The sequence below is a fragment of the Pseudonocardia parietis genome (assembly GCF_017876315.1).
Lineage (GTDB): Bacteria > Actinomycetota > Actinomycetes > Mycobacteriales > Pseudonocardiaceae > Pseudonocardia > Pseudonocardia parietis.
Window position 1 is genome coordinate 6,147,798 of the sequence record NZ_JAGINU010000001.1, and the last position, 24,277, is coordinate 6,172,074.

Here is a 24,277-nt window from a genome sequence, read left to right on the forward strand (position 1 = left end):
CGCGCCCGGCCCGGTGGCCGGCTCCCCCGAGCCGGCAGGTCCGTGGGCGGTTCAGCCGCCGGGGCGCGGCACCGGTGCCGTCTCCGGGGCGGGGCTCGCCGGGGGCGCGGTCGGTGTCGGGGCGCCGGACGCTCCGGGCGCGGCCGGTGCCGGGGCCACGGAAGTGGCGGAGCTTCCGGGCCCGGCCGGGGTGGGCGTCGCGCCGGGGATGGTGACGACCATCGGCGCGGGCGGGGTCGTCACGCACTCACCCGTCTCCGGGTCGCTCGTGCGCGTCCCGAGCGGGTACGGACCCGGCTCCTCGGGCGCGCCGTAGTCCGTGCGGCTCGCCGGGACGCAGCGGTGGTCCCCCACCGCCAGCGGCAGGCCGTCCTGGTCGAACAGGTACACCCCGGACAGCGGGCGGCCCTGCGCGTCGAACGGCCGCACGTCGGTGACCGGTTCCCCGTCCCGGGCCAGCCCGGACGGGGCGGCGTCGGCGTAGCCGGCACTGTCGTAGCCGCCACTGTCGTCGGCGGCGAACGCGCCGGCGGCGGCGACGACCAGACCGGCTGCGAAGGCGTTCAGCGGGACGACGACCCAGAGCAGTCGCCGGTCGGCCCGCGTGCGGTGTCCGAGCAACACCGACACCGGCACGGCGGCGAGGGCGACCAGGACCGTCACCAGCAGGGCGGTCGAACCGTCGCCGCCGAACAACGCCGCCACCGCTGCGGCCGCGACGACGCCGCGGAGCAGCCACCACCCCGGCTGCAGGCTCGCCAGGAAGGCCGGGAGTTCGCGCCGCGGCTGCTCGTCGTCCACGCCGCCGGGGCGCGGCCGGATCCGGTCGAGTGCACGCACCGGACCCAGCGCGGCGACCGCGGGTTGCCGTGGCCCGTCGCGGAACACGGGGAGCACCCCGACCGCCGCGACCGGGAGCCCGAGCAGCAGTGACAGCAGACCGAGCGGCAGCTCGACGAGACCACCGAGCCCGGCCAGTGCGGTCGCGCAGACCAGCGCGAGCACGGCGAACAGGGCCGGGAACCGCGGCGACCGGTCGTCCGGGACGGTCGATGCGGGTGGGGCGGGGAACCCGGCCGCCGCACGCAGCTCCGCGGCATAGGTGGCGGGGGTGCCGAGGCGCTCGTGCACGGCGGCCCGGTCGTAGGAGGGCCCCAGCTCGCCGGCGAGGTCGGCAAGGTGCCCGCGGGCGTCCTCCACGATCTCGGCCAGCTCGGCGGGCGGCAGGTCGATCAGCGCCGTGCGCAGCCCGTCCAGGTACTCGGTGGTGACCGCGTCCTCGATCCGGATCGTCTCCTCGGTGCCGGCGCTCGCGTCCGTACCGGTCCTCTCGGCCATCACGTGCCCACCAGGCCTTCCATCGTGGTGGCGAACTCCCGCCACCGTGCCGTCGTCTCCTGCAGCCGGGCCCGGCCCGGCTCGTTGATCGCGTAGTACTTGCGGTGCGGGCCCGCCTCGCTCGGGACCACGTACGACGTGAGCAGTCCCGCGCCGTAGAGGCGGCGCAGCGTGCCGTAGACCGATGCGTCGCCCACCTCGGCGAGCCCGGCCCCGCGCAATGCGCGCACCACCTCGTAGCCGTAGCCGTCCGCCTTGTCGAGGACGGCGAGCACGGCGAGGTCGAGCACCCCCTTGAGCAACTGGCTGGTGTCCATCACCCCTCCTTGTGCGAGGCACGCTACTACGGAATGCGCAGTACCGTTGAGAGCGTTGCACTGTTCGGCGTGTCCCGGGAGGCGCCGTCGTCCGGGAGGCCCCGGAGGACCTGCTGCGCCGGGACGGCTACGAGCGCGGGCGCCGCGGGGCGGGCTGGCAGCGCGGGCAGGTGAACGAGGACCGGTTCATGAACGCGTCCCGGCGGATCGGGGTCCCGCAGCGCGTGCACGCCCGGTCCGCCTGCCCGTAGACGTTCAGCGAGCGGTCGAAGTAGCCGGACGCGCCGTTGACGTTGACGTAGAGCGCGTCGAACGAGGTTCCGCCCTGGGCGAGTGCCTCGGTCATGACGGTGGTGGCCGCGTCGAGCACGGCATGCCCCTGGGCCCGGGTGAGCTTCTCGGTGGGCCGCAGCCCGTGCAGCCTCGCCCGCCAGAGCGCCTCGTCGGCGTAGATGTTGCCGATCCCGGAGACGACCGTCTGGTCCAGCAGTGCCCGCTTGAGCTCGGTCCGCCTGCGGCGCAGCGCGGCGACCGTGTCGTCGGCGGAGAACGCGGGATCCATCGGGTCCCGTGCGATGTGCGCGACCGGCTCGGGGATCAACCCGCCACCGGTGGCCGGCGCGAGCGGGTGGACCGACAGGCCGCCGAACGTGCGCTGGTCGACGAAACGCAGCTCAGGACCGTCGTCGTCGAACCGGATCCGCACCCGCAGGTGCTTCTCGTCGGGCGCAGCGGCATCCTCGACCAGCATCTGGCCGCTCATGCCGAGATGGGCGAGCAGGGCGTCATCGCCGGGTCCGGCCGGGTCCAGCTCCAGCCACAGGTACTTGCCACGCCGGGCCGCGGCCCGCATGGTGCGACCGGTCAGCCGGGCGGTGAAGTCCTGGGCGCCGACGGGGTGGCGCCGGACCGCCCGCGGGTGCAGCACCTCGACGGCGGCGACCCGCCGGTCCAGGACGTGGTCGGCGAGGCCACGGCGGACGACCTCGACCTCGGGCAGTTCGGGCACTCGACGTGGTTCCGGCTAGCGCGACGTTCCGGTGCTCTGCCCGGACTTCTCGGCCGACAGGGCCCGCCAGGCGATCTCGGCGGCCTTCTGCTCGGCCTCCTTCTTGGTGCGCCCGGCGCCGCTGCCGAGGTCACGACCCCCGACGACGGCGGTCGCGGTGAACACCTTCAGGTGGTCGGGACCCTCCTCGTCGATCCGGTACTCGGGCACACCGTGCCCGCCGGCCGCGGTGAGCTCCTGCAGGCTCGTCTTCCAGTCCAGGCCGGCGCCGAGCAACGGCGCGGAGCGCAACAGGTCGGCGAACAGCCCGTGGATGAGCTCGCGGGAGGGCTCCAGCCCGTGCTGCAGGTACACCGCGCCGAGCAACGCCTCGGTGCCGTCGGCCAGGATGCTGGCCTTCCCGCGCCCGCCGGTCAGCTCCTCGCCGCGGCCCAGGTACAGGTAGGCGCCGAGCCCGTGTGCCGAACCGTCGGGCACCGGGAGCGCCGCGGCGACCCCGGCCAGCGCGTGCATGTTGACGACGCTGGCGCGCAGCTTCGCCAGCTGGCCCTCCGGCAGGTCCGGGTGGTCCCGGTACAGCCGCTCGGTGACGACGATCGAGAGCACCGAGTCGCCCAGGAACTCGAGGCGCTCGTTGGTCGGCAGCCCGCCGTTCTCGTAGGCGTACGAACGGTGCGTGAGCGCGAGCGTCAGCAGTTCGTCGTCCAGCTCGACACCGAGTGCGGACAGCAGAGGAGACCGGTCCGTCACCGGACCGGTCACGCTCTTGTCACCCACTACCCGATCAGGCCGGGCGAGTGACCTGCCGGCCGTCGTACTGGCCGCAGGTCGGGCAGGCGATGTGCTGCAGCTTCGGCTCGCGGCAGGCGCGGTTCGAGCAGGCGACCAGGGACGGCGCAGTGGCCTTCCACTGCGACCGGCGCGCACGCGTGTTGGACCGCGACATCCGGCGCTTGGGAACGGCCATGATGACACTCCTCGGTACTCAGACGATCAGATCTTTCACACACCGTAAGCGGAACCCGCGAGGGGTCACCGGCTCAGTCGGTGGAGGGCAGGCGCTCCTTGAGCGCCGCCCAACGAGGATCCAGTGTCTCATGCCCGTGATCGGACGGGAGATCGGCCCACCGGGTTCCGCACTCGGTGCACAGACCCGGGCAGTCCGGTGTGCACAGCGGCGCCATCGGGAGGTCGATGACGATGGCGTCGCGCACGGTCTGGGTGAGGTCGATCCGGTCGTCGACCAGGCGCGGGATCTCGTCGGCGTCCGTGGTCTCCTCGGTGGCCGAGTCCGGGTAGGCGAACAGCTCGCCGATCCGGGCCTCGACGTCGTCGGAGATCGGGTCGAGGCACCTCGAGCACTCGCCCTCGAGCCGCGCGGACGCGGTCCCGGAGACGTAGACGCCCTCGGTGACCGACTCCAGGGAGAGGTCGATGTCGACGTCGGAGCCGTCCGGGACGGCGATCACGCCGACCAGCCCGATCGCCTTGTCCCCCGAGGGGGCGGGCACCGTGCGGGTCACGGTGCGCTGGTTACCGGGCCGCCGGGCCAGCTCTCGGGTGCTGAAGAACCACGGGTTCTCGTCGGGACGGTCGGGTGTGCGATGCGTGCTCATGACCATGCCCACGGTACGCCCGTGGCCTCAGTCGCGTCGCCGCAGGTCGAACGCGTCCGCCACCAGAGCGCCGAGTTCGAGGAACGCGTCGGCCGTGGCCGGGCGCAGCCGCTCCGGATCGATCCGGCCGCCGACGGCCAGGTGCGGGTCGTGCGGCACCGCGACGACACCACGGACGCGGCCGCGGAAGTGGTCCAGGATCCGCGCGGAGTCGACGTCGGCGCTGTGCCGGTCGCACGACAGGACGACCACCGCGTCGCGGGCCAGGTTCTCGCAGCCGTGCGCGACCAGCAGGTCCAGGGTCTTGGCGGCCCGGCCCGCACCGTCGACCGTGGGAGCTCCCACCACGACGACCGAGTCGGCGCGGGCCAGCGTTCCCGCCATCGCCGAGTGCACCAGACCGGTACCGGAGTCGGTGACGAGCACGGTGAAGTACCGGCCGAGCAGATCGCAGACGCGCTCGTACTCGTCGCGCCGGAACGCCTCGCCCGCCGCCGGGTCCTGCTCGGACGCGAGCACCGACAGCCTGCCGACGAGACCGAGGTAGCGGGAGACGTCGGACCAGCTGCCGATCTTCTCGATGTCGTCGAGCAGGTCCCGCACGGTCGTGAGCGAGTCACCGGTGAGCCGGTCGGCCAGCGTGCCGGCGTCCGGGTCCGCGTCGAGGACGACGGTCCGGTCGCCCCGGTGCCCGGCCAGTGCGAGACCCAGACCGGCGGCCACGGTCGTCTTGCCGACCCCGCCCTTGACCGAGAGCACCGCGACCCGGTGCACGCCGGTCAGCGGACCGCGGATCCGCTCGAGCAGCGCGGCGTGGCGTTCCTCGGCGCGGCCGGGCCCGGGAGCGACCCGGCCGCCGGTGACGTCGTGCAGCACACGCCGCCAGCCGGAGCGGGGACGCGGGATGCGCGGGCGCAGCACGTCGGCCTCGCGCAGCACGGCGTACTCGTGCAACACGGTGTGCTCGTGCGGCACGGCATGCTCGTGCGGCTCCGGTGCCGTCGGCGGCGGGTCGGCCGGCGGCGGTGCCGTCGGCGGCGGGTCGGTCGCCCGGGTGGGCACGGGCGGCCCCTCCAGCCGGTGCCCGTAGCGCTCCCACCAGGTCATCGGGTCGGGCTCGGGCCGGCGCGCCATGCACGGAGCGTAGTACGCCGCCAGGACGTGTCCCGTGTCGTGATCACGCATCCGGCACCGGATGCGACGGCCGTCGTCGGTCCCGGTGCCGGATTCCGGATCACACCGTGGGATGCCGGCTCACACCGTGGGGTGCCGGGCCGCGCGCCGGGTCGCCCCGGGCGTCTCGCCCACCACGGCGCGGTAGCGGCGGGTGAGGTGCGCCTGGTCGGCGTATCCGAGGTCGGCGGCAAGCGCGGCCAGGTCGGTGCCGGGCTCGCGCCGCAGCGTGGTGGCGGCGTGCTGCAGGCGGCGGCACTCGATCAGCCACAGCGGGGTCAGCCCGACGTGTGCCCGGACCAGCCGCTCGAGCGTGCGCGGCGCGACACCGACCTCGTCGGCGAGCTGGTCGGCGCGGACGACGTCCGCACGCTCCTCGGCCAGCGCACACGCCCGGTTGACCAGCCGTCCGGCCCCCTCCACCCGCTCCGCGTACGGAGCGAGCCAGTCCCGCAGCACGGCGGCGACGGCCCGGTCCGGATCGGCGGAGTCGTGCATCGCCGCCGTCACCGTGGCCACCGGGGCGCCACCGAACGGCTCCGCGGCGCCCCGGAGCTCGGCAGGCGGCGTCGTACTCAGCAGCGGAAGCGCGGCGGGACGGAGCAGGACGGCCGCCACCCACGACCGCCCGGCCAGCTCGCGGACGTCGACGACGGTCTTCGGTCCGTGCAGGTGGGCGCCGAGCGGGTCGACGACCAGGTTGAACGCCGGGTACTGCAGCACGCGCTGCACGCTGGTCCGTCCGGGCGCCACGTCCCAGCGGACGACCCAGGCCCACCGGACGAGGTCGTCGAGCCCGATCGGGAAGCGGGACAGCGCCACCTCCGGCGCACCCGGGTTCAGGTGCCCGCGCGACTCGACCAACCGCCCCTCCCCTGTCGGGAATCTTCTAGAGACCCGTGGCGTCCCGGGCGAGGCTCGGGACCATGACCAACACCACCGTCGCCGTCACCGGCGAGCACACCACCGACGGCCGCCCGAACGTGAGCACGTCGCTGACCCCGCACCTGGTCGCCTCCCCCGCCCGCGAGGCGATCGCACTCTACTCCGCGGCCTTCGGGGCCAGGGTCGTGTCGATCACCGAGATGGGCGGGCTGGTCGCGCACGCCGAGCTGGAGCTGGCCGCGGGCCGGTTCACCGTCAGCGACGCCATGCCGGACTACGGCCTCGTCGCCGCCGCACCGGGCGACCACCCGGTCAGCATGTCGCTGGCGGTCTACGTGGCCGACGCCGATGCCGCCTTCGCCGTACTGGCCGAGGCCGGCGCGACCGTCCGGGAGCCGCTCACGACGTTCGTCTCCGGGGACCGGTTCGCCTCGGTGGTCGACCCCTACGGCGTCCGCTGGGCGGTCATGACCCGGGTCGAGGACCTGTCCACGCAGGAGAGCGAGCGCCGGGTCGCCGAATGGGCGGCGCAGCAGGGTTAGCTAGTCGATCAGGTCCATCCCGGTGCCGGAGCGCCCGTCCTGCGGCTCGCCCCGCCCACCCCAGCCGCGCCCACCGGCGTCGTAGCCGGGGCCGTACTGCCCGCGCCACAGCTGGCTGCGGCCCCGGCCGACGACGCCGAGGGCGTTGTTCAGGGTCGTCTCCAGCTCACCGAGGGTGGTGTCGACGTAGTCGTCGCACTCCCGGCGCAGGCGGTCGGACTCGGCGTGCGCGGCGTCGACGACCTGCCCGGCCTCGGCGTGCGACGCCCGGACGACCTCGGTCTGGGACACCAGGCGTGTCTGCTCGTTCTGGCCGTCGGCGACCAGCCGGTCGTGCGCGGCCCGGCCGGCGTGGGTCATCCGCTCGGCCTCGTCCCGGGCCCGGTCGGTCAGCTCGGCGTACTGCCTGCGGCCGTCGGCGACGGCGCGCTCGGCCTCGTGCCGGGCCTCGGCGAGGGTCCGGGCGGCCTCCTCCTGCGCCTCGGAGACGAGCCGCTCAGCCTCGGTGCGCGCGTTCTGCAGCGTCTCCTCGGCCTCGGAGTTCGCGGCCGTCCGGGTCTCCTCGGCCTCCCGCTCGGCCTCGGAGACGACGTCGTCCCGGCGGTCCAGCACGTCCTGGGCGTCGTCCATCTCGCCCGGGATCGCCTCACGGACGTCGTCGAGGAGCTCCAGCACGTCGCCGCGGGGCACGACGCAGTTCGACGTCATCGGGACGCTGCGCGCCTCCTCGACGATCGTCACCAGCGCGTCCAGTGACTCGAAGACCCGGTACACGCGTGGGATCATCGCACCGGGACCCGGTGCCGGCGGTCATTACCCGCCGCTCCCGCGTGTCAAGTCCGTCTCTTGCGCCGACCGGGGCTCAGTCCCGCAACCGCTCCGCCAGCCGGCGGTGGACGGTCGGCGGCAGGAACGGGGTCACGTCGCCGCCGCCGCGCGCGACCTCCTTGACCAGCGAGCTGGACACGTACACCTGCCCCGGCGCGCCGGGCAGGAACATCGTCTCCACGCCGGTGAGGTGCCGGTTCATGTGCGCCATCGGGAGCTCGTAGTCGTAGTCGGTGGCCCCGCGCAGGCCCTTGACCAGCGCCTGCACCCCGCGCTCGCGGCAGTAGTCGACGACCAGCCCGGAGAACGCCTCCACCCGCACCTGGGGCAGGTCGGTGGTGATCTCGCGCAGCATCTCGATCCGCTCGCCGGTCTCGAACAGTCCCTGCTTGCGCGGGTTCACCAGGATCGCGACGAAGACCTCGTCGAACAGCGCGGCCGTGCGCGCGATGACGTCGAGATGACCGATCGTCGGCGGGTCGTAGGAACCGGGGCACACCGCGCGGCGCACTTCGGACATGCGACGGAACCTATCAGTCCCTGATCATCACTCCGGCCCGTCCGTGCCGTACCGGGCGTGGTGCAGGACCGTGTCGCCGTAGCGGCGTGCCCGGCCCGGGGCGAACCCGTCCGGCCAGCCGAAGTCCCCCGACGAGCGGGGGCGCTCCACCACGATCTCGGCGTCGGCGCCCAGCCAGCCGTTCCCGGCCGCCCCGGTCAGCCAGTCCGCGATCTCGGCGTCGGTCACGGAGTAGGGCGGGTCGACCAGCACGACGTCGAACGCCCGCGGTGCCGGACCGGCCAGCACCGTCCCGGCCTTCCCCGCCACGACGCGGCCGCCGAGCCCGACCGCGCCGACATTGCGCCGCAGCACCCCGGCCGCACGCCGGTCGGCCTCGACGAACACCGCGTCCACCGCGCCCCGCGACAGCGCCTCCAGACCGAGCGCACCGGAGCCCGCGCACACGTCCAGCACGGCGGTGCCCGCCAGCCCCGGATCGTGGTCGAGCGCGGAGAACAGCGCCTCCCGCACCCGGTCCGACGTGGGCCGGGTCCCGGACGGCGGCACGCCCAGCCGCCGTCCGCCGGCACTGCCCGCGATCAGTCTCGTCACAACGCGGCTCCGGTACCCCTCAGCCCAGCTCCACCAGCAGGTCGCCGCCCTCGACCTGTTGCACCTCGCCGATGGCGAGGCGTGCGACGGTGCCGGCGCGGTGGGCGGTGATCGAGGCCTCCATCTTCATCGCCTCGATGGTGGCGATGGTCTGGCCGGACTCGACGCTGTCGCCCTCGCCGACCTGCAGCGTGACCACGCCGGCGAACGGGGCGGCGACGTGGGCGTCGTTGTCCTTGCCTGCCTTCTCCGCGGTCTTGACCTCGGTCGCGATCGACTCGTCGCGCACCGCGACCGGACGCAGCTGCCCGTTGAGCGTGGTCAGCAGGGTCCGGTAGCCGCGCTCGTCGGGCTCGGAGACCGCTTCGAGCTCGATCAGCAGCGTCACCCCGGGCTCGAGCTCGACGGTGTGCTCCAGGTCCTCCTCGAGGCCGTAGAAGAAGTCCTTCGAGCTCAGCACCGCGGTGTCGCCGTAGTGCTCGCGGTGGGTGTCGAACTCGCGCGTCGGGCCGGGGAACAGCAACCGGTTCAGCGTCCGGCGCCGATCGTCGCGCAACCCCCGCCGGTCCTCGATCGACAGCTCGGCCTTCTCCGCCTCCGGGTTGCGGCCCTCGAGCGCCCGGGTCCGCAACGGCTCCGGCCAGCCGCCAGGAGGCGCGCCGAGCTCACCACGCAGGAACCCGACCACCGAGTCCGGAATGTCGAAGCTCGCCGGGTCCTTCTCGAAGTCCGCCGCCTCCACCCCGGCCCCGACCAGGTGCAACGCCAGATCCCCGACCACCTTCGACGACGGCGTCACCTTCACCAGCCGCCCCAGCATCCGGTCCGCCGCCGCGTAGCAGTCCTCGATCAGCTCGAACCGGTCACCCAGACCCAGCGCGATGGCCTGCTGGCGCAGGTTCGACAGCTGCCCACCCGGGATCTCGTGGTGATACACCCGCCCGGTCGGCGACGCGAGCCCGGACTCGAACGGCGCGTACACCTTGCGCACCGCCTCCCAGTACGGCTCCATGTCCCCGACCGCGGCCAGCGACAGCCCGGTGACACGCTCGGTGTGATCGGTCGCCGCGACCAGCGCCGACAACGACGGCTGGCTGGTGGTGCCGGCCATCGACGCCACCGCCCCGTCCACGGCGTCCACCCCGGCGTCGATCGCCGCGGTCAGCGTCGCGAGCTGCCCACCGGCGGTGTCGTGGGTGTGCAGATGCACCGGCAGGTCGAACCGCTCCCGCAGCGCCGTGACCAGCGTCCGTGCCGCGGGCGGGCGCAGCAGCCCGGCCATGTCCTTGATCGCCAGCACGTGCGCGCCCGCGTCGACCATCTGCTCGGCCAGACGCAGGTAGTAGTCCAGGGTGTAGAGCTGCTCGGCCGGGTCCGACAGGTCCGCGGTGTAGCAGAGCGCGACCTCGGCCAGCGCCGTGCCGGTGTTGCGGACCGCGTCGATCGCCGGGCGCATCTGGGAGACGTCGTTGAGCGCGTCGAAGATCCGGAAGATGTCCATCCCGGTCGCCGCGGCCTCGGCGACGAACGCGTCGGTCACCTCGGTCGGATACGGCGTGTAGCCGACGGTGTTCCGGCCGCGCAGCAGCATCTGGGTGCAGATGTTCGGCGCCGCCGCCTTGATCGCGGCCAGGCGGTCCCACGGGTCCTCGGCCAGGAACCGCAACGCGACGTCGTAGGTCGCCCCGCCCCAGCACTCCATCGACCACAGCTGCGGCATCGTGCGCGCCACGTACGGCGCCACCGCGGTCAGGTCCCGGGTCCGGATCCGGGTCGCCAGCAACGACTGGTGCGCATCGCGGAACGTGGTGTCGGTGACCGCCACCCCCACCTGCTCGCGCAACCGGGCCGCGAACCGCTCCGGGCCCAGCTCGCGCAGCAGCTGCGCCGACCCGTCCGGCGCCGACGCGCCCAGATCGACGCCGCCCGGCAGCTTGTCGACCGGTTCGACCACGACCGGACGCGCCCCGTTGGGCTTGTTCACCGTGGTCTCACCGAGGAACTGCAGGATCCGCGAACCCCGGTCGGCCGACGGCCGCGCCCGCAGCAGGTGCGGGCGCTGCTCGATGAAGCTCGTCGTGACATTGCCGGCCTTGAAGTCCTCGTCCTCGAGCACCGCGGCCAGGAACGGCAGGTTGGTCGCCACCCCACGGATCCGGAACTCCGCGATCGCGCGGCGCGCCCGGCGTGCGGCGTTGGCGAAGTCGTGCCCGTGACAGGTCAGCTTCACCAGCATCGAGTCGAAGTGCGCCGACACCTGGGCGCCGACGTGCACGGTGCCGCCGTCCAGGCGCACCCCCGGCCCGCCCGGGGACCGGTACACCGAGAGCGTCCCCACGTCCGGGCGGAACTCGTTCGCCGGGTCCTCGGTGGTGATCCGGGTCTGCATCGCGGTGCCGGACAGGGTGATGTGGTCCTGGGTCAGCCGCAGCTCGGGCAGCGTCATCCCGGAGGCGATCCGCAGCTGCGCGATCACCAGGTCCCGGTCGGTGACCTGCTCGGTCACCGTGTGCTCGACCTGGATCCGCGGGTTCATCTCGATGAAGTGGTGCCGGCCGCGCTCGTCGAGCAGGAACTCGACCGTGCCCGCGTTGACGTAGCCGATCTGGCGGGCGAAGTTCACCGCGTCCGCGCAGATCGCATCCCGCACCGCCGGGTCCAGATTCGGCGCCGGCGCGATCTCGACGACCTTCTGGTGCCTGCGCTGCACCGAGCAGTCCCGCTCGTACAGGTGCACCACGTTGCCCTCGGCGTCGGCCAGGATCTGCACCTCGATGTGGCGCGGGTTCACCACCGCCTGCTCCAAGAACACCGTCGGGTCCCCGAACGCCGACTCCGCCTCCCGCATCGCGGCCTCGATCGCCTCACGCAACCCGTCCGGCTCCTGCACGCGGCGCATCCCGCGCCCGCCGCCACCGGCCACCGCCTTGACGAACACCGGGAAGTCGATGTCCTCCGACGCCGCCACCAGCTCCTCGACGTCCGAGGACGGGTCCGACGACTCCAGCACCGGCACCCCGGCCTCACGGGCCGCGGCCACCGCCCGGAACTTGTTGCCCGTCAGGTGCAGCACCTCGGTCGGCGGCCCCACGAAGGTGATGCCCTCCTCCCGGCACGCCCGCGCCAGGTCCGGGTTCTCCGACATGAACCCGTAACCCGGGTACACCGCATCCGCGCCGGCCTTGCGCGCCGCCCTGATGACCTCGTCCACCGACAGGTACGCGCGCACGGGATGGCCGGGCTCGCCGATCTGATAGGACTCGTCCGCCTTCGCCCGGTGCAACGAGTTGCGGTCCTCGTACGGGAACACGGCGACCGTGGAGACTCCCAGCTCGAACGCCGCCCGGAACGCCCGGATCGCGATCTCACCCCGGTTGGCCACCAGCACCTTGCCGAACATCGCACTCCTCATCCAGTCGGTGACGGCGCCCGGCCCCGCGGGGTTTCCGCAGACCGGACGCGTGATCCTGACACGTGGGACGCGGTCGGTACCACCGGGCGACCATCTGCCGGAACGACCGCGCCGTCGGCCGCGTCTCCCACCCGGTCGGACCGCATCGCGATCGCGCCGGTTCCGGTAGCAAGGAGTCATGACGCGGAGCGCGTACGGCCGCCACGGGCACGGCCACCCCGGCCCGTGGCACGGGAACGACCGGGCGGCCCGGGATGCGGCACGGGTCGGACACCGGGCCGCCCGGCAGGCGGCACGGGCCGGACACCGGGCCGCCCGGCAGGCAGTCCGGTACGACCACCGCCGGGAACGGCGGCTGCGGCGCCGGGGCGCACCGTCGCACCCGGTGGCGAAGGTCGTGGTGGTCTCCGGTGCGGTGGTCCTGGCGGGAACGGCGGTGGCGGTGGTGGTCACGGTGGTCACGCAGATCCTGGCGGTCCTGCTCCTCTGCCTGTTGGCGGTCGGCACCTACACCTTCGTGAAGACTGCCGTGCGCCGGCCGGTGGCCGGGCCGCCGGCACCCGCGGCCCCCGCCGTGGTGAGCGCCGAACAGGCGTGGCGCCGCGCCCGCGCCGACTTCCAGCGGGTCCGCGCGGAGTTCGTCGCGCACGAGACCGACCCGATGGCGGTGCTGCACCGGCCCGCGCTGTCCGACGTCTCGGTCGGGAGCACCGCCAGGTTCGTCGACGCGTTCTCCGCCGCCCAGGCCCTCGACACCGACGGCTACCCGGGCGAGCCGTGCGGCGCGTCCTACGTCCGCGCGGTGGACCAGGCCCGCCGGGCATGGCGGGCCGCGGTCGAGGCCGCCGACCGGATCCGGCTGTCCGGGCTCGCCCCGGAGGAACGGCGCACCGTGGAACGGGTGGTCAAGCTACTGACCACCGCCCGGGACTCGGACTCCGAGCCGGAACGGCTGGCCGCCTACGCCCGGGCCCGCAGCGAGCTGGACCGGCTGGACCGGGCCGGGGTGGTGTACCTGCCGAAACCCGCCCGCGCCCAGCTCGACGCGCACGCCCGAGGTGAGCTCCCGGGGAGCTGACGGCTGTGATGTCTCAGGACATCGGTGACACCCTAGGTGTTCTCGGTGGTGATTCGACGCGTTCGACCACGTCTGCAACACCCAGCGCCCTCACCAAGGGCTGCCCGGATGGATCACGCCGCGCTGGCCCGCGTCAGAACGGTGAGCACCAGCGGCACCCTCCACGTCGACAAGGTGCTCCACAAGATCGATGTCGACCACGCATTCCGACAGGTCGTCATCGTCAGCGACGGCAACCAAGCCGGCGACAAGATCATCGTCACCGATGTCCTGAGGCAGAACTGTCACCGATGTTCTGAGACATCACACAGCGAGCGCACGACCTCGCACAACTCTCTCGAACGTTTCTTCGAGAAAATCCTGCGACGGTGCGCAAACTGTCGGTGTCCGCCGGTATGTTCGACGTATGCACCAGCCGGTCACAGCCCCCGAGGACCTGGCGGACCACCCGCCGGGCCCGCAGCTGTGCACACTGCTGGCCGGCATCGACCCGGCGCGGGTGGCCAACCACGACACGGTCGACCTGCTGCGGGCATGGCGGCGGCTGCGGTCGTTCGCCGATGCCGGGGAGCTCGCGGTCATGGCCGAGGTGGGTCGCTGCGACCTCGACGCCGCGCCCGACTCGGTGGCGCGGCTCGACCGGCCCGCCCCGAACGGCTACGTCGAGATCGCGGCCGCGTTGACGCTGACCGAGAACGCCGCCGCGCGCGAGCTCGGGCTGGCCGAGACGCTGGTGTGGCGGCTGCCCACGGTGCACGCGGCCCTGCGTGCGGGGAAGATCGACCGCGCCAAAGCCTGGGTGTTCGCCGACCACCTCGGCGACGAAGAGCTCACCGACGCCCAGATCACCCGCGTCCTCGCCGCGCTGCTGCCTCAGGCACCCGGCCTGACCACCGGGCAACTCCGCGCCCGGCTGCAACGCATGATCATCGCCATCGATCCCGAGGCCGCCCGCCGCCGCTACCAGGCCGCGCTGCGCGAACGCCGGGTCGTCTGCTACCTCGACCGGGACGGCACGGCCACGCTGTCGGCGACCGGGCTCGATCCCGCCGCCGCGCAGGCCGCCTGTGAACGCATCGACGCCCTGGCCCGCGCCGTACGCGAGGCAGGCCACCCCGCCACCCTGTCCCACCTCCGCGTCGACCTGTACACCGCGCTGCTCGACGGCAGCGTGCACGCGTTGAGCAACGACCAGATCATCGCCGTCATGCTCGCCCGCGCCGCCCACCCCGACGACCACCACGACGGTGCCGGCCAGGGCGGCGACCACGACGACGCCGCTGCCCCCGCGCCGACCGGCGCCGGGGGCCACGACGACGGCGCCGACCACGGCTCTGACGCCGGCGACCGCGGGCACGCAGCCAACGACAAGGGCACGGGCACCGGTGCCTACACCGGCACCGGTACCGGCACCGGCTCCGGCTCCGGCTCCGGCTCCGGCTCCGGCTCCGACGATGCAGGTACCAGCGATGCAGGTACCAGCGACAGAGACTCTGACTCAGGCGCTGGTGGCACAGGCGCTGGTGGCACAGGAACCGACAACACAGGCCTCGACACAGACACCGGCGGTTCCAGCACCCGCACCGGCGGCACCGGCGCCAGCGGTACCAGCACCGACGACACGGGTGCCGACGACACCGGTACCGACACGGGCATCGGCGGCCGCGGGCTCGTACCGGCACCGTCCGAGCGGGCTCGTCCCGGGCTCGAGATCCGGATCCGGTTGTCCACACTGCTCGGACGTGACGAGCAGCCGGCCGAGCTCGCGGGGCTGGGGCCGATCCTGGCCGAGCCCGCCCGGGACGCCGTCGCCCGGCACCGGCACGCCCGGTGGCGTTTCGCCGTCACCGACCCCGCGGGCGACCTGGTGCTGGCCGGCGGCACCCGACGCCGACCGGCTCCGCACGTGGCCGCGAACCGCGCGCCGGTACCGCAGAGCGCCGGTGGGGTCGTCGAGCTACAGGTTCCCGCCGCCCTGCTGGCCGAGCTCGCCGCCGACCCACCGGCCGGGTGGGAAGCCGTCATCGCCGACCTCGCCGCCCAGTACGGCCGCCGGGACCAGCTACGCGCCGCTCTCGACCAGCAGCCCTGCACCCGGTTCCCGCACCCGGCGCTGCGTCGCCACGTCGAGATCCGCGATCGAACCTGCCGGTTTCCCGGCTGCCGGCGTCCCGCCCGCAAATCCCAGCAGGACCACACCGTCGAGCACCAGCACGGCGGCCGCAGTGTCGAGGACAATCTCGGGCCGCTCTGTGTGCTGCATCATGCCCTCAAATCGGCCGGGCACTGGCGGCTGCACCAACCCGCACCCGGGACCTTCTGCTGGTCGAGCCCCCTGGGCCACGGCTACACCACCCGAGGCGAACCGATCTGCCCGCCGCTGCCCGACCCGCTCCCGGCCTCGCCGGCCGAGCTCTCTCCGGACGGCGGCACCGATCACGTTCCACCGATGTCGCCGGCAGAACGGGAAGCCGACGCCATGCCGACCTTCCCCGAGCCCGACCCCTCGACGACGCCCACGATCGACGACGCACCCGACCGAGCGCCGCCGCCCGAGGACGATCCGGACGAACCACCGTTCTGACGATCGCGAACCGTTCCTCACCCCACCGCCCGAGGCGGGTGAGGAACGGAGCGCAGCGCCGTCCCCATCGGGGACGATCAACACGCCCAATTCGAACCGCGGTCGGCCCGGATGCAGTTGTGCCCGATCTCCCCGGCCGGTATACGGAGGCCGTACACCTGGAGTGGTCGCGGCGACGTCGCGCAGGAACGCGCCGCCACCGGCCCGGGCCCGCCGCCACCCGGCTGACCTGCCCGACGGCGGCCTCGCCCGTGACTGTCCGATCCAGGCCCGGTCTTCAGGCCTTGTCGAGGTAGGCCGCGCGTTCCTCGTCGCCGAGGGTCTCGCCCACCAGGTCGCGCAGCCGCGGGTGCTCGTGCAGGTCGGGATCGCTTTCCACCAGGTCCCGGGCGTAGACCTGCGACTTGGCGATCACGTCACCGTGCCGCAGCAGCGACAGCAGTTTCAGGCCCGACCGGGAGCCGGACTGGCTGGACCCGAGGACGTCGCCCTCGCGGCGCAGCTCCAGGTCGAGGCGGGCGAGCTCGAAGCCGTCGGTGGTGGAGGCGACCGCGTCGAGGCGTTCCCGGGCGGCGGTGGCCGCCGGCATCTCGGTGACCAGTAGACACAGCCCCGCCGCGCTCCCCCGGCCGACCCGGCCGCGCAGCTGGTGCAGCTGGGACAGGCCGAACCGGTCGGCGTCGAGCAGCACGATCCCGGTCGCGTTCGGCACGTCGACACCGACCTCGATCACCGTCGTCGCGACCAGGACGTCCAGCTCGGCGCGCTCGAAGGCACGCATCACCGCGTCCTTCTCCTCCGACGGGAGCTTGCCGTGCAAGATCCCGACCCGCAGCCCGGCCAGCTTCTCGTCGATCATCGGGGCGATGTCCAGGACGGCCAGCGGCGGGCGCCGGTCGTCGCCGGCGTCGTCGTCCTTCGGGGGCTCCTCGAGCTCCGGCTCGTCCTTCTCGGTACCGCCCACCCGGGGGCACACGACGTAGCACTGGTGGCCGCGCTCGACCTCCTCGCGGATCCGTTGCCAGACCCGCTCGATCCAGCCCGGGTGCTCGGCCAGCGGGACGACCGTGGTCGCCACCGGGGAACGGCCGCGCGGCAGCCCCTTCAGCTCGGAGACGGCCAGGTCGCCGTAGACGGTCATCGCGACCGTCCGCGGGATCGGGGTCGCGGTCATGACCAGCATGTGCGGCGCCGTCGCGCCGCGGGCCCGCAGTGCGTCACGCTGCTCGACACCGAACCGGTGCTGCTCGTCGACGACGACGAGGCCGAGGTCGGCGAAACCCACGGTGTCCTGGATCAGTGCGTGCGTGCCGACGACGATCCCCGCCGCGCCGGACTGGGCGTCGAGCAGCGCCTGCCGCTTGACCTTCGCCCCCATCGACCCGGTCAGCAGGGTGATCGAGGTGGCGTTCCCCGCGGCGTCGAGCTCCCCGGCACGGCCGAGTGCGCCGAGCATGCCGCGCAGCGACCGGGCGTGCTGGGCGGCGAGTACCTCGGTGGGCGCGAGCATCGCGGCCTGCTTGCCCGCGTCGAGGACCTGCAGCATCGCCCGCAGGGCGACGATCGTCTTACCGGCGCCGACGTCGCCCTGCACGAGACGGTTCATCGGGTGCTCGCGCGCCAGGTCGGCGGCGATCTCGGCACCGACGGCCTCCTGGCCCTCGGTGAGCGGGAACGGCAGGTCGGCGTCGAACGCGGCGAGCAGGCCACCACCGGTACTCGGGCAGGCCGGGGCGGGGCGGGCGAGAGCGTCGTGGCGGCGCAGCGCGAGCGCCAGCTGCACACCGAGCGCCTCGTCCCAGACCAGGCGGGTACGGGCCGCGTGGATGTCGGCCTCGGACTCCGGGACGTGGATGCGGCGCAGGGCCCGGCCCAGCTCGGGCAGGCGCTCCCGCTGCCGCAGCGCCTCGGGCAGCGGATCGGTCGGGTCGTCGATCTGCTCCAGGGCCAGCCGGACGCTCCGGGCGATCTCCTGCGAGGTGATCTTGGAGCTCGACGGGTAGACGGACAGGAACGGGCGCAGCGAGTCGGTCTCGTCGAGCGCCTCGAACTGCGGGTGGGTCAGCTGCGGCCGCTTGTTGAACGTGCCGACCTTGCCGGAGAAGACCGCGCGCACCCCCGGATGGATGAAGCGGCGGACCTTGTGCGGGCTGAAGAACGTGCAGTCCAGCTGCCCGCCCTTCTCGTCCCGGATCACGACCTGCAGCATCTGCCCGTTGCGCCGGCGCATGTCGCGCAGCGTCGCCTTCTCCACCTGGGCGACGACGGTCGCGTGCTCACCCGGGACCAGCCCGGCGATGTCGGTGAGCCGGCCCCGGTCGACGTAGCGGCGCGGATAGTGGCGCAACAGGTCGCCCACCGTCTCCAGGCCCAGCGGGGCCAGCACGTCCGCGGCCTTCTTCCCGATCGGGCCGGCCAGCCTGCTGTCGGTGTCCCAGTCCACCTACTCCACCCCCAGCACCAGCGGGAAGTCACTCTGCTCACCGCGGTGCACCAGCACGTCGACCTCCGGGTGGGTGCGCCGGAGGTCCTCGGAGAACTGCTCGCCCAGCGCATCGGTGGCGGCCGAGCCGAGCAGCACGGTCACCAGTTCCCCACCAGGAGTGAGCATGCGGTGAGCCAACCACAGGGCACCGACAGCGAGGTCCGGGGCGATCAGCACCACCTCGCCGTCGGAGATGCCGAGGACCTCCCCCGGCCGGCACCGACCGGCCCAGGTGAGCGCCTCGGTGTCGGCGATCTGCAGGCCGCCGGTGCGGGTGCCGGCGGCGGCCTCGGCCATCGCGACGACGTCGTCGGAGGCCCGCCGCCCGGGGTCGTGCACGGCCAGCGCGGCCAGCCCCTGCAGGACCGACGACGACGGGACCACCACGACCTCCACCCCTTCGCCGAGGAGGCGCTCGGCCGCGGTCTCGGCGACCGTGCGGCGGTGCGAGGCGCACGGCAGGACCGCGACGTGCCCGGCGCCGGTGGCGCGGATCGCGGCGAGCACCACGCCGAGCGCCGGGTCCGGATCGGCGACCAGGACGTCCCCGCCGGAGTCCCGGGCCAGCGCCCCCGCACCGCTGCTCTCTATCATCAGCAGGACCGCGCGCTCCCGGGTCCGCACCGCCGGCGGCAGCGCCTCGATCCGGATCGACGCTGGCCGGCCCACGGCCAGCCCCGCCTCGACCGCCGGGCCGGCCTCGGTGGTGTGCACGTGGACCGTGCAGCCGCCCGCACCGTCCCCGGCGACGCCGACGGAGTCGCCGAGCCCGCACAGCCGGGCCCGCAGCCGCTCCAGCGCCTCCACCCCGGGGTCGGCCAGCCAGTAGGTGACCTCGTAGACCGGCTGCGGCACCCGCGGAACCGGACCACCGTCCACGCCGGCGCCCGGCTCTGCCGTCCCGCCCGGCTCTGCCGTCCCGCCCGGCTCTGCCGTCCCGCCCGGCTCTGCCGTCCCGTCCGGCCCGTCGATCCGGGCGGGCGGCGGCGGGCCCGGCGTGCCCCCGGCAGCGGCGACCAGCGCGTCGAGCACGACGACGAGCCCGAGCCCGCCCGCGTCGACCACTCCGGCCCGGACCAGCTCGGGCGGGCGTCCGGCGGCCCGGGCGAGCGCGCCCCGGGCGGCGGTCGCGGCGACCCGGGCGGCCTCGGCGAGCGCCACACCGACCGCGACGGCCTCGCCCGCTTCCCGCACACCCGCTTCCGGTCCGACGCCGGGGCGCTGCGTCCGGGTGGGGTTCTGTCCGGTGCCGGCAGCGCGTTCCGCCCTGCCCGGCGCCGCGGAGGCGACCGCCGCGGCGACGGCCGTGGCAGCGGCCTCCAGCACGGTGAGCGCGGTCCCCGGCCGCGGGGAGGACACCGCACCGGTGGCGAGGGCCGCGGCCCGCCGCAGCGCGCCGGCCAGCAGCTCGCCGGCGCTGCGCGGGTGGACGGCCGGCTGGGGGCCCGCGGCGAGCTCGTCGGCCAGCCCCCGGAACAGCTGCGAGAGGATGAGCCCGGAGTTGCCGCGGGCGCCGCGCACCGCGGCGGCGGCGAGCGCGGCGGCGGCTCGGACCGGACCACCGTCCAGCCTCGCCGACGCCGCCGACCGTATGGTCAGCAGCAGGTTCGATCCGGTGTCGTGGTCGGCGACCGGGAAGACGTTGATCCGGTCGATCTCGGCCCGGCCCGCCGTGAGCCGCTCGGCGGCGGCAGCGATCCAGCGGCGCAGCAGCGCGGGGTCGAACGGCGGAGCCACCCCGCCAGCGTAGGTGCGCCGCGCCGGCGGGCCCGCCGCGGCGGGCCCCCGCGAGGATCGCGGTGAAGGGCTGGCTAGACTGGCAGACCGAGCCCCGGCACGCCCGGGCTTTGTGAACTGTTCACCAACCCTGAGGAGTGTCCGACGTGGCTGCCGTCTGCGACGTCTGTGGCAAGGGTCCGGGCTTCGGCATGTCCGTCTCGCACTCGCACCGCCGCACCCACCGCCGCTGGAACCCCAACATCCAGACCGTGCGGGCCGCGATCAACGGGGGCAACCGCCGCCGTATCAACGCCTGCACCTCGTGCCTGAAGGCCGGGAAGGTCACCCGCGTCTGACGTAGGTGCGCAGCGAGACCCGAACCACCGGAGGCCCGGATCCCACCAGGGACCGGGCCTTCGTCGTGCCCGGGGCCGGTCGCCGTCCGCACCCGCCGGTGACGCTCCCGCCGGTGCGACACTGGCCGGCGTGACGAGCGAGGGCGGCACGGACGGCGACGGTGAGCCCGCCGCGGTTCCCGGAGCGGTCGCGCCACTGTTGCGGATGACCCGGCTGCTGGTCGGGGTCGCGACGGAGGCGGTCGAGCAACTCGACACCGGCGTGTCGCTCCCGCAGTTCCGGCTGCTGCTGGTCCTGTCCGAGCTCGGCCCGATGCCGAGCGCCCGGGCCGCCGACCGGCTGGGGACGGCGCCGTCGTCGGTGACCCGGCTGGCCGACCACCTGGAGGCCGCCGGCTACCTCGTCCGCAGCCGGGAGCGCCCCAACCGCAGTGTCGTGCGTCTGGCACCGACCGCGGCCGGGACCGAGATCGTCGAGCGGGTGCTGCACCGCCGCGCGACCGAGCTCGACCGGTTGCTCGCGGTGCTCGGCCCGCACGAGCAGACCCGGCTGGCACAGCTGGTCACGCGCCTGTGCGACGGAGCGGACGCCGAGCGCGGCGGCCACTGGTCGGTGCTGTAGCAGCACCCGGACTTGCCGACTGCAAGTCTTGTGGTTGGGAAGCGCCGGTGCGGGTACCCGCGCCGCGTCGGCAGTCCCTACACCCGGCCTGCCCGCCGCGGCCCGTGACGACGAGCGGCGCGGACGCCCGGGGATCGGAGCGCTCCGCGATGTCGCGTGACCAGCCCGGGGTCACGGCGGACAGGTGTCCACCGGCCCGGCCGCAGGTGTTGCGGGAGTACGCGCTGCTGGCCGACGGCGAACGCGGCGCGCTGGTCGACCCGCACGGCGAGATCGCCTGGCTGTGCGCACCCCGGTGGGACTCCGACGCGGTGTTCTCGGCGCTGCTCGGCGGCCCCGGGCGCTACCTCGTGCAGCCTGCCGAGGCTTTCGTGTGGGGCGGGTACTACGAGCCCGGGACGCTGATCTGGCGCAACCGCTGGATCGTCGGCGACGACGTGGCCGAGTGCCGGGAGGCCCTGGCATTCCCCGGCGACCCGGGCCGCCTGGTCCTGCTGCGCCGGATCACCGCGGTGACCGCAGACGCACAGGTCAGGGTGGTACTCGGACCGCGGGCCGGGTTCGGTGCCGCCGGGCTGCGCGAGCTGCACCACCGCGAGCTGCACCACGACGAGGGGTGTTGGCACGGACGCGCGGGGCCGCTGCACCTGCGCTGGCAGGGTGGCGGGTCGGCCCGGGTGGCCGAGGACCCCGACGGATGGCCGGTGCTGAGCACCCGGCTCGACCTGGCCCACGGCGAGTCCCACGATCTCGTCCTCGAGATCGGTGACGGGCCGCTCCCGCACGAGCCGCCGCGTGCGGAGCAGGTGTGGCGGGCGACCGAGGCGGCCTGGGCACGGGCCACCGCACCCCGCGACGCCCGGATGCCCACCTCCGCCGCTCCCCGGGACGCGACCCACGCCGTCGCGGTGCTGCGCGGGTCGACCAGCGCGTCCGGCGGCATGGTCGCGGCCGCGACGACCAGCCTGCCGGAACGGTTCCGGGCCGGCCGCAACTACGACTACCGCTACGTCTGGGTGCGTGACCAGTGCTACGCGGGCCAGGCGGCCGCGGCGGCCGGTGTCGACGAACTGCTCGACGACGCCGTCCGGTTCCTGACCGAGCGGGTGCTCGCCGACGGCGCCGCGCTCGCTCCCGCCTACACCGCGGGCGGCGGCCGGATCCCGGACGAGACCCCGCTCGATCTGCCCGGCTACCCCGGCAGCCGGGTCCGCACCGGTAACCGGGTCAATGCCCAGTTCCAGCTCGACGCGTTCGGCGAGATCCTGCTGCTGCTCGCGGCGGCCGACCGCCGGGGACGGCTCGACGCCGACGGCCGCCGGGCGGCCGAGGTCGCGACGTCGGCGATCGCGCAGCGCTGGAACGAGCCGGACGCCGGGGTGTGGGAGCTCGACGACCGGCGGTGGACGCACAGCAGGCTCCTCTGCGTCGCCGGCCTGCGCGCGATCGCCGCCTGCCCGTCCACCCGGTCCGGGCGCGGTGCCGGACCGGGCGGGCCGGACCTGCTCTCGCTCGCCGACCGGCTGCTCGCCGACACGGCGGCGCACGCCACCCATGCGAGCGGCCGGTGGCAACGGGCACCCGAGGACCCCGGCCTCGACGGCGCGCTGCTGCTGGCCGGGGTGCGCGGCGCGGTGCCCGCCGACGACCCGCGCACCGTCGCCACCGTCGCGGCCTACCTCACCGAGCTGGTCGACGAGGGCTACGCCTACCGGTTCCGGCACGACGAGCGCCCGCTCGACGACGCCGAGGGCGCCTTCCTGCTGTGCAACTTCCTGGTCGCGCTGGCCGCCGACCAGCAGGGCGACCGCGTCACCGCCGCCCGGTTCTTCGACCGTGGCCGCTCCGCCGCCGGGCCACCAGGCCTGTTCTCCGAGGAGTTCGACGTGGGGCAGCGCCAGCTGCGCGGCAACCTGCCGCAGGCGTTCGTGCACGCGCTGCTGCTCGAGGCCGCCGTCCGGTTGGACCTCGACCCGCCGGGTACGGCCCGATGACCGGCGCCCGACGACGACCGAGAAGGAGGAACACATGGCACCGACCGTCGTGGTGACCGGTGCGAGCGCCGGAATCGGCCGTGCCGTCGCGCGCGGCTTCGCCCGGCGCGGGGCGAACGTGGCGCTGCTCGCACGCGGTGCGGCCGGGCTCGACGGCGCGGCGCGGGACGTGGAGCGGGCCGGTGGGCAGGCGCTGCCGATACCCGTCGACGTGGCCGACGCCGGAGCCGTCGACGCCGCCGCCACCACGGCGGAACGGACGTTCGGCCCGATCGACGTGTGGGTCAACACCGCGTTCGTCTCGGTGTTCGCGCCGTTCGACCAGATCGCGCCGGCGGAGTTCCGCCGGGTCACCGAGGTCACCTACCTGGGGTTCGTGCACGGGACCCGGGCGGCCCTGGACCGGATGCGGCCCCGCGACGCCGGGGTGATCGTCCAGGTCGGCTCCGCGCTCGGCGTCCGCTCGGTCCCCCTGCAGTCCGCCTACTGCGGGGCCAAGCACGCGATCAACGGGTTCACCTCGTCGCTGCAGGTCGAGCTGCGCCACGACCGGAGCAGGGTCGCCGTGACCCTGGTGCAGATGCCGGCGGTGAACACTCCCCAGTTCTCCTGGGTGCGGGCCCGGCTGCCCTACCGTCCCCAGCCGGTACCACCGATCTACCAGCCGGAGGTGGCCGCGGACGCGGTGCTCTACGCCGCCGACCACCCGCGCCGCAAGCTGTACCGGGTCGGCTCCAGCACCGTCGCGACCACGCTCGGCGAGAAGCTCGCCTCGCCGCTGCTGGACCGCTACCTCGCCCGCACCGGCTACGCGTCCCAGCAGACCGACCGGCCGCTGGACCCCGCGCGGCGGGACAACCTGTGGACGCCGGTGGACGACGCCGCCGACGGAGACGGCACGGGCGGTGGCGACCACGGCGCGCACGGTGCCTTCGACGCGTGGTCCCGTACCCGTGACCCGCAGCTGTGGTGCTCCCGGCACCGCGGGCTCGTCACGGCGGGCCTGGCGGGTCTGGCGGGCACGGCCGTGCTCGCCGCCGGGCTGCGGCCGCCCGTACGCCCGTTACGCACCCGCCCCGCCCGGCCGATCCGGTGCCCGCGGTGACTCCGGTGGGCCCCGGCGCTCCGCAGCCGGGCGGCGAGGCTCCGGCGCGGGGAGACCACCGGACCGGCCTCACGCTCGTCGTACCGGAGAGGGCGGGTCA

The 24,277-nt window shown here is 74.3% G+C and carries 22 protein-coding genes; 7 read left to right on the forward strand and 15 right to left on the reverse strand.

Annotated features, from left to right (window positions below):
• Positions 1-51: 51 nt before the first annotated feature.
• The 8 genes from JOF36_RS28820 to JOF36_RS28855 form a co-directional block, all read right to left on the reverse strand.
• Positions 52-1,338, reverse strand: a complete 1,287-nt coding sequence (locus JOF36_RS28820) for an HAAS signaling domain-containing protein (RefSeq protein WP_210033154.1) — start codon at positions 1,336-1,338, stop codon at positions 52-54.
• A complete protein-coding gene (locus tag JOF36_RS28825) occupies positions 1,338-1,655 on the reverse strand; it encodes a PadR family transcriptional regulator (protein ID WP_210033157.1) in 318 nt (105 codons plus the stop codon). Before JOF36_RS28825 ends, JOF36_RS28820 begins: the two co-directional genes overlap by 1 nt.
• A 127-nt stretch (positions 1,656-1,782) precedes the next feature.
• Entirely contained in the window at positions 1,783-2,664 is an 882-nt protein-coding gene (mutM, locus tag JOF36_RS28830; protein WP_210033159.1) for a bifunctional DNA-formamidopyrimidine glycosylase/DNA-(apurinic or apyrimidinic site) lyase, read from the reverse strand.
• 15 nt (positions 2,665-2,679) lie between these two features.
• The gene (gene rnc, locus JOF36_RS28835; protein WP_210033161.1) at positions 2,680-3,441 is read right to left on the reverse strand and encodes a ribonuclease III; all 762 of its coding nucleotides are present in this window, start codon (positions 3,439-3,441) and stop codon (positions 2,680-2,682) included.
• Positions 3,442-3,448: 7 nt separating this feature from the next.
• Complete coding sequence (gene rpmF / locus JOF36_RS28840; RefSeq protein WP_210033165.1) at positions 3,449-3,631, reverse strand: 50S ribosomal protein L32; 183 nt, start codon at positions 3,629-3,631, stop codon at positions 3,449-3,451.
• 73 nt (positions 3,632-3,704) lie between these two features.
• Positions 3,705-4,280 carry a YceD family protein gene (locus JOF36_RS28845; protein WP_210033166.1) on the reverse strand — a complete coding sequence of 192 codons (576 nt, stop codon included), beginning with the start codon at positions 4,278-4,280 and terminating at the stop codon, positions 3,705-3,707.
• Between the two features lie 27 nt (positions 4,281-4,307).
• Positions 4,308-5,414, reverse strand: coding sequence for a MinD/ParA family ATP-binding protein (locus tag JOF36_RS28850; RefSeq protein ID WP_245351017.1), 1,107 nt, complete (start codon positions 5,412-5,414; stop codon positions 4,308-4,310).
• Positions 5,415-5,534: 120 nt separating this feature from the next.
• Positions 5,535-6,317 (reverse strand): AraC family transcriptional regulator, encoded by a 783-nt coding sequence (locus tag JOF36_RS28855; RefSeq protein WP_210033167.1) that lies wholly within the window; start codon positions 6,315-6,317, stop codon positions 5,535-5,537.
• A 62-nt stretch (positions 6,318-6,379) separates the two neighbouring features.
• Here JOF36_RS28855 and JOF36_RS28860 point away from each other — a divergent pair, with 62 nt between their 5' ends.
• On the forward strand, positions 6,380-6,880 hold the full coding sequence (locus tag JOF36_RS28860) for a VOC family protein (protein ID WP_210033169.1): 501 nt from the start codon (positions 6,380-6,382) through the stop codon (positions 6,878-6,880).
• Here the strand turns inward: JOF36_RS28860 and JOF36_RS28865 are convergent, their stop codons facing one another.
• The 4 genes from JOF36_RS28865 to JOF36_RS28880 all read right to left on the reverse strand — a co-directional run bounded on the left by JOF36_RS28865 (position 6,881) and on the right by JOF36_RS28880 (position 12,222).
• Positions 6,881-7,654, reverse strand: a complete 774-nt coding sequence (locus JOF36_RS28865) for a DivIVA domain-containing protein (protein ID WP_210033171.1) — start codon at positions 7,652-7,654, stop codon at positions 6,881-6,883.
• 88 nt (positions 7,655-7,742) lie between these two features.
• The gene (gene coaD / locus JOF36_RS28870) at positions 7,743-8,228 is read right to left on the reverse strand and encodes a pantetheine-phosphate adenylyltransferase (RefSeq protein ID WP_245351019.1); all 486 of its coding nucleotides are present in this window, start codon (positions 8,226-8,228) and stop codon (positions 7,743-7,745) included.
• 27 nt (positions 8,229-8,255) lie between these two features.
• Positions 8,256-8,822, reverse strand: a complete 567-nt coding sequence (gene rsmD, locus JOF36_RS28875) for a 16S rRNA (guanine(966)-N(2))-methyltransferase RsmD (RefSeq protein WP_210033173.1) — start codon at positions 8,820-8,822, stop codon at positions 8,256-8,258.
• 19 nt (positions 8,823-8,841) lie between these two features.
• A complete protein-coding gene (locus tag JOF36_RS28880; RefSeq protein WP_210033177.1) occupies positions 8,842-12,222 on the reverse strand; it encodes a pyruvate carboxylase in 3,381 nt (1,126 codons plus the stop codon).
• Positions 12,223-12,412: 190 nt separating this feature from the next.
• On the opposite strand from JOF36_RS28880, the gene JOF36_RS28885 reads away from it, so the two are divergent.
• Positions 12,413-13,312 carry a hypothetical protein gene (locus JOF36_RS28885; protein WP_210033179.1) on the forward strand — a complete coding sequence of 300 codons (900 nt, stop codon included), beginning with the start codon at positions 12,413-12,415 and terminating at the stop codon, positions 13,310-13,312.
• Positions 13,313-13,402: 90 nt separating this feature from the next.
• Here JOF36_RS28885 and JOF36_RS28890 read toward each other — a convergent pair whose 3' ends face one another.
• Positions 13,403-13,600, reverse strand: coding sequence for a hypothetical protein (locus tag JOF36_RS28890; RefSeq protein ID WP_210033181.1), 198 nt, complete (start codon positions 13,598-13,600; stop codon positions 13,403-13,405).
• Positions 13,601-13,718: 118 nt separating this feature from the next.
• On the opposite strand from JOF36_RS28890, the gene JOF36_RS28895 reads away from it, so the two are divergent.
• Positions 13,719-15,896 carry an HNH endonuclease signature motif containing protein gene (locus JOF36_RS28895; protein WP_210033183.1) on the forward strand — a complete coding sequence of 726 codons (2,178 nt, stop codon included), beginning with the start codon at positions 13,719-13,721 and terminating at the stop codon, positions 15,894-15,896.
• Between the two features lie 277 nt (positions 15,897-16,173).
• Here JOF36_RS28895 and JOF36_RS28900 read toward each other — a convergent pair whose 3' ends face one another.
• Positions 16,174-18,339, reverse strand: a complete 2,166-nt coding sequence (locus JOF36_RS28900) for an ATP-dependent DNA helicase RecG (RefSeq protein ID WP_210033185.1) — start codon at positions 18,337-18,339, stop codon at positions 16,174-16,176.
• Entirely contained in the window at positions 18,340-20,118 is a 1,779-nt protein-coding gene (locus tag JOF36_RS28905) for a DAK2 domain-containing protein (protein ID WP_307862644.1), read from the reverse strand.
• Positions 20,119-20,264: 146 nt separating this feature from the next.
• Here JOF36_RS28905 and rpmB point away from each other — a divergent pair, with 146 nt between their 5' ends.
• The 4 genes from rpmB (at position 20,265) to JOF36_RS28925 (ending at position 24,177) form a co-directional block, all read left to right on the forward strand.
• Positions 20,265-20,456: a 50S ribosomal protein L28 gene (gene rpmB / locus JOF36_RS28910; protein WP_020627372.1), complete on the forward strand. Its 192-nt coding sequence runs from the start codon at positions 20,265-20,267 to the stop codon at positions 20,454-20,456.
• Between the two features lie 130 nt (positions 20,457-20,586).
• The gene (locus tag JOF36_RS39510) at positions 20,587-21,078 is read left to right on the forward strand and encodes a MarR family winged helix-turn-helix transcriptional regulator (protein ID WP_210033187.1); all 492 of its coding nucleotides are present in this window, start codon (positions 20,587-20,589) and stop codon (positions 21,076-21,078) included.
• 149 nt (positions 21,079-21,227) lie between these two features.
• Positions 21,228-23,072, forward strand: a complete 1,845-nt coding sequence (locus JOF36_RS28920; RefSeq protein ID WP_210033189.1) for a glycoside hydrolase family 15 protein — start codon at positions 21,228-21,230, stop codon at positions 23,070-23,072.
• A gap of 34 nt (positions 23,073-23,106) precedes the next feature.
• Positions 23,107-24,177 carry an SDR family oxidoreductase gene (locus JOF36_RS28925; RefSeq protein ID WP_210033191.1) on the forward strand — a complete coding sequence of 357 codons (1,071 nt, stop codon included), beginning with the start codon at positions 23,107-23,109 and terminating at the stop codon, positions 24,175-24,177.
• Positions 24,178-24,277: the final 100 nt, after the last annotated feature.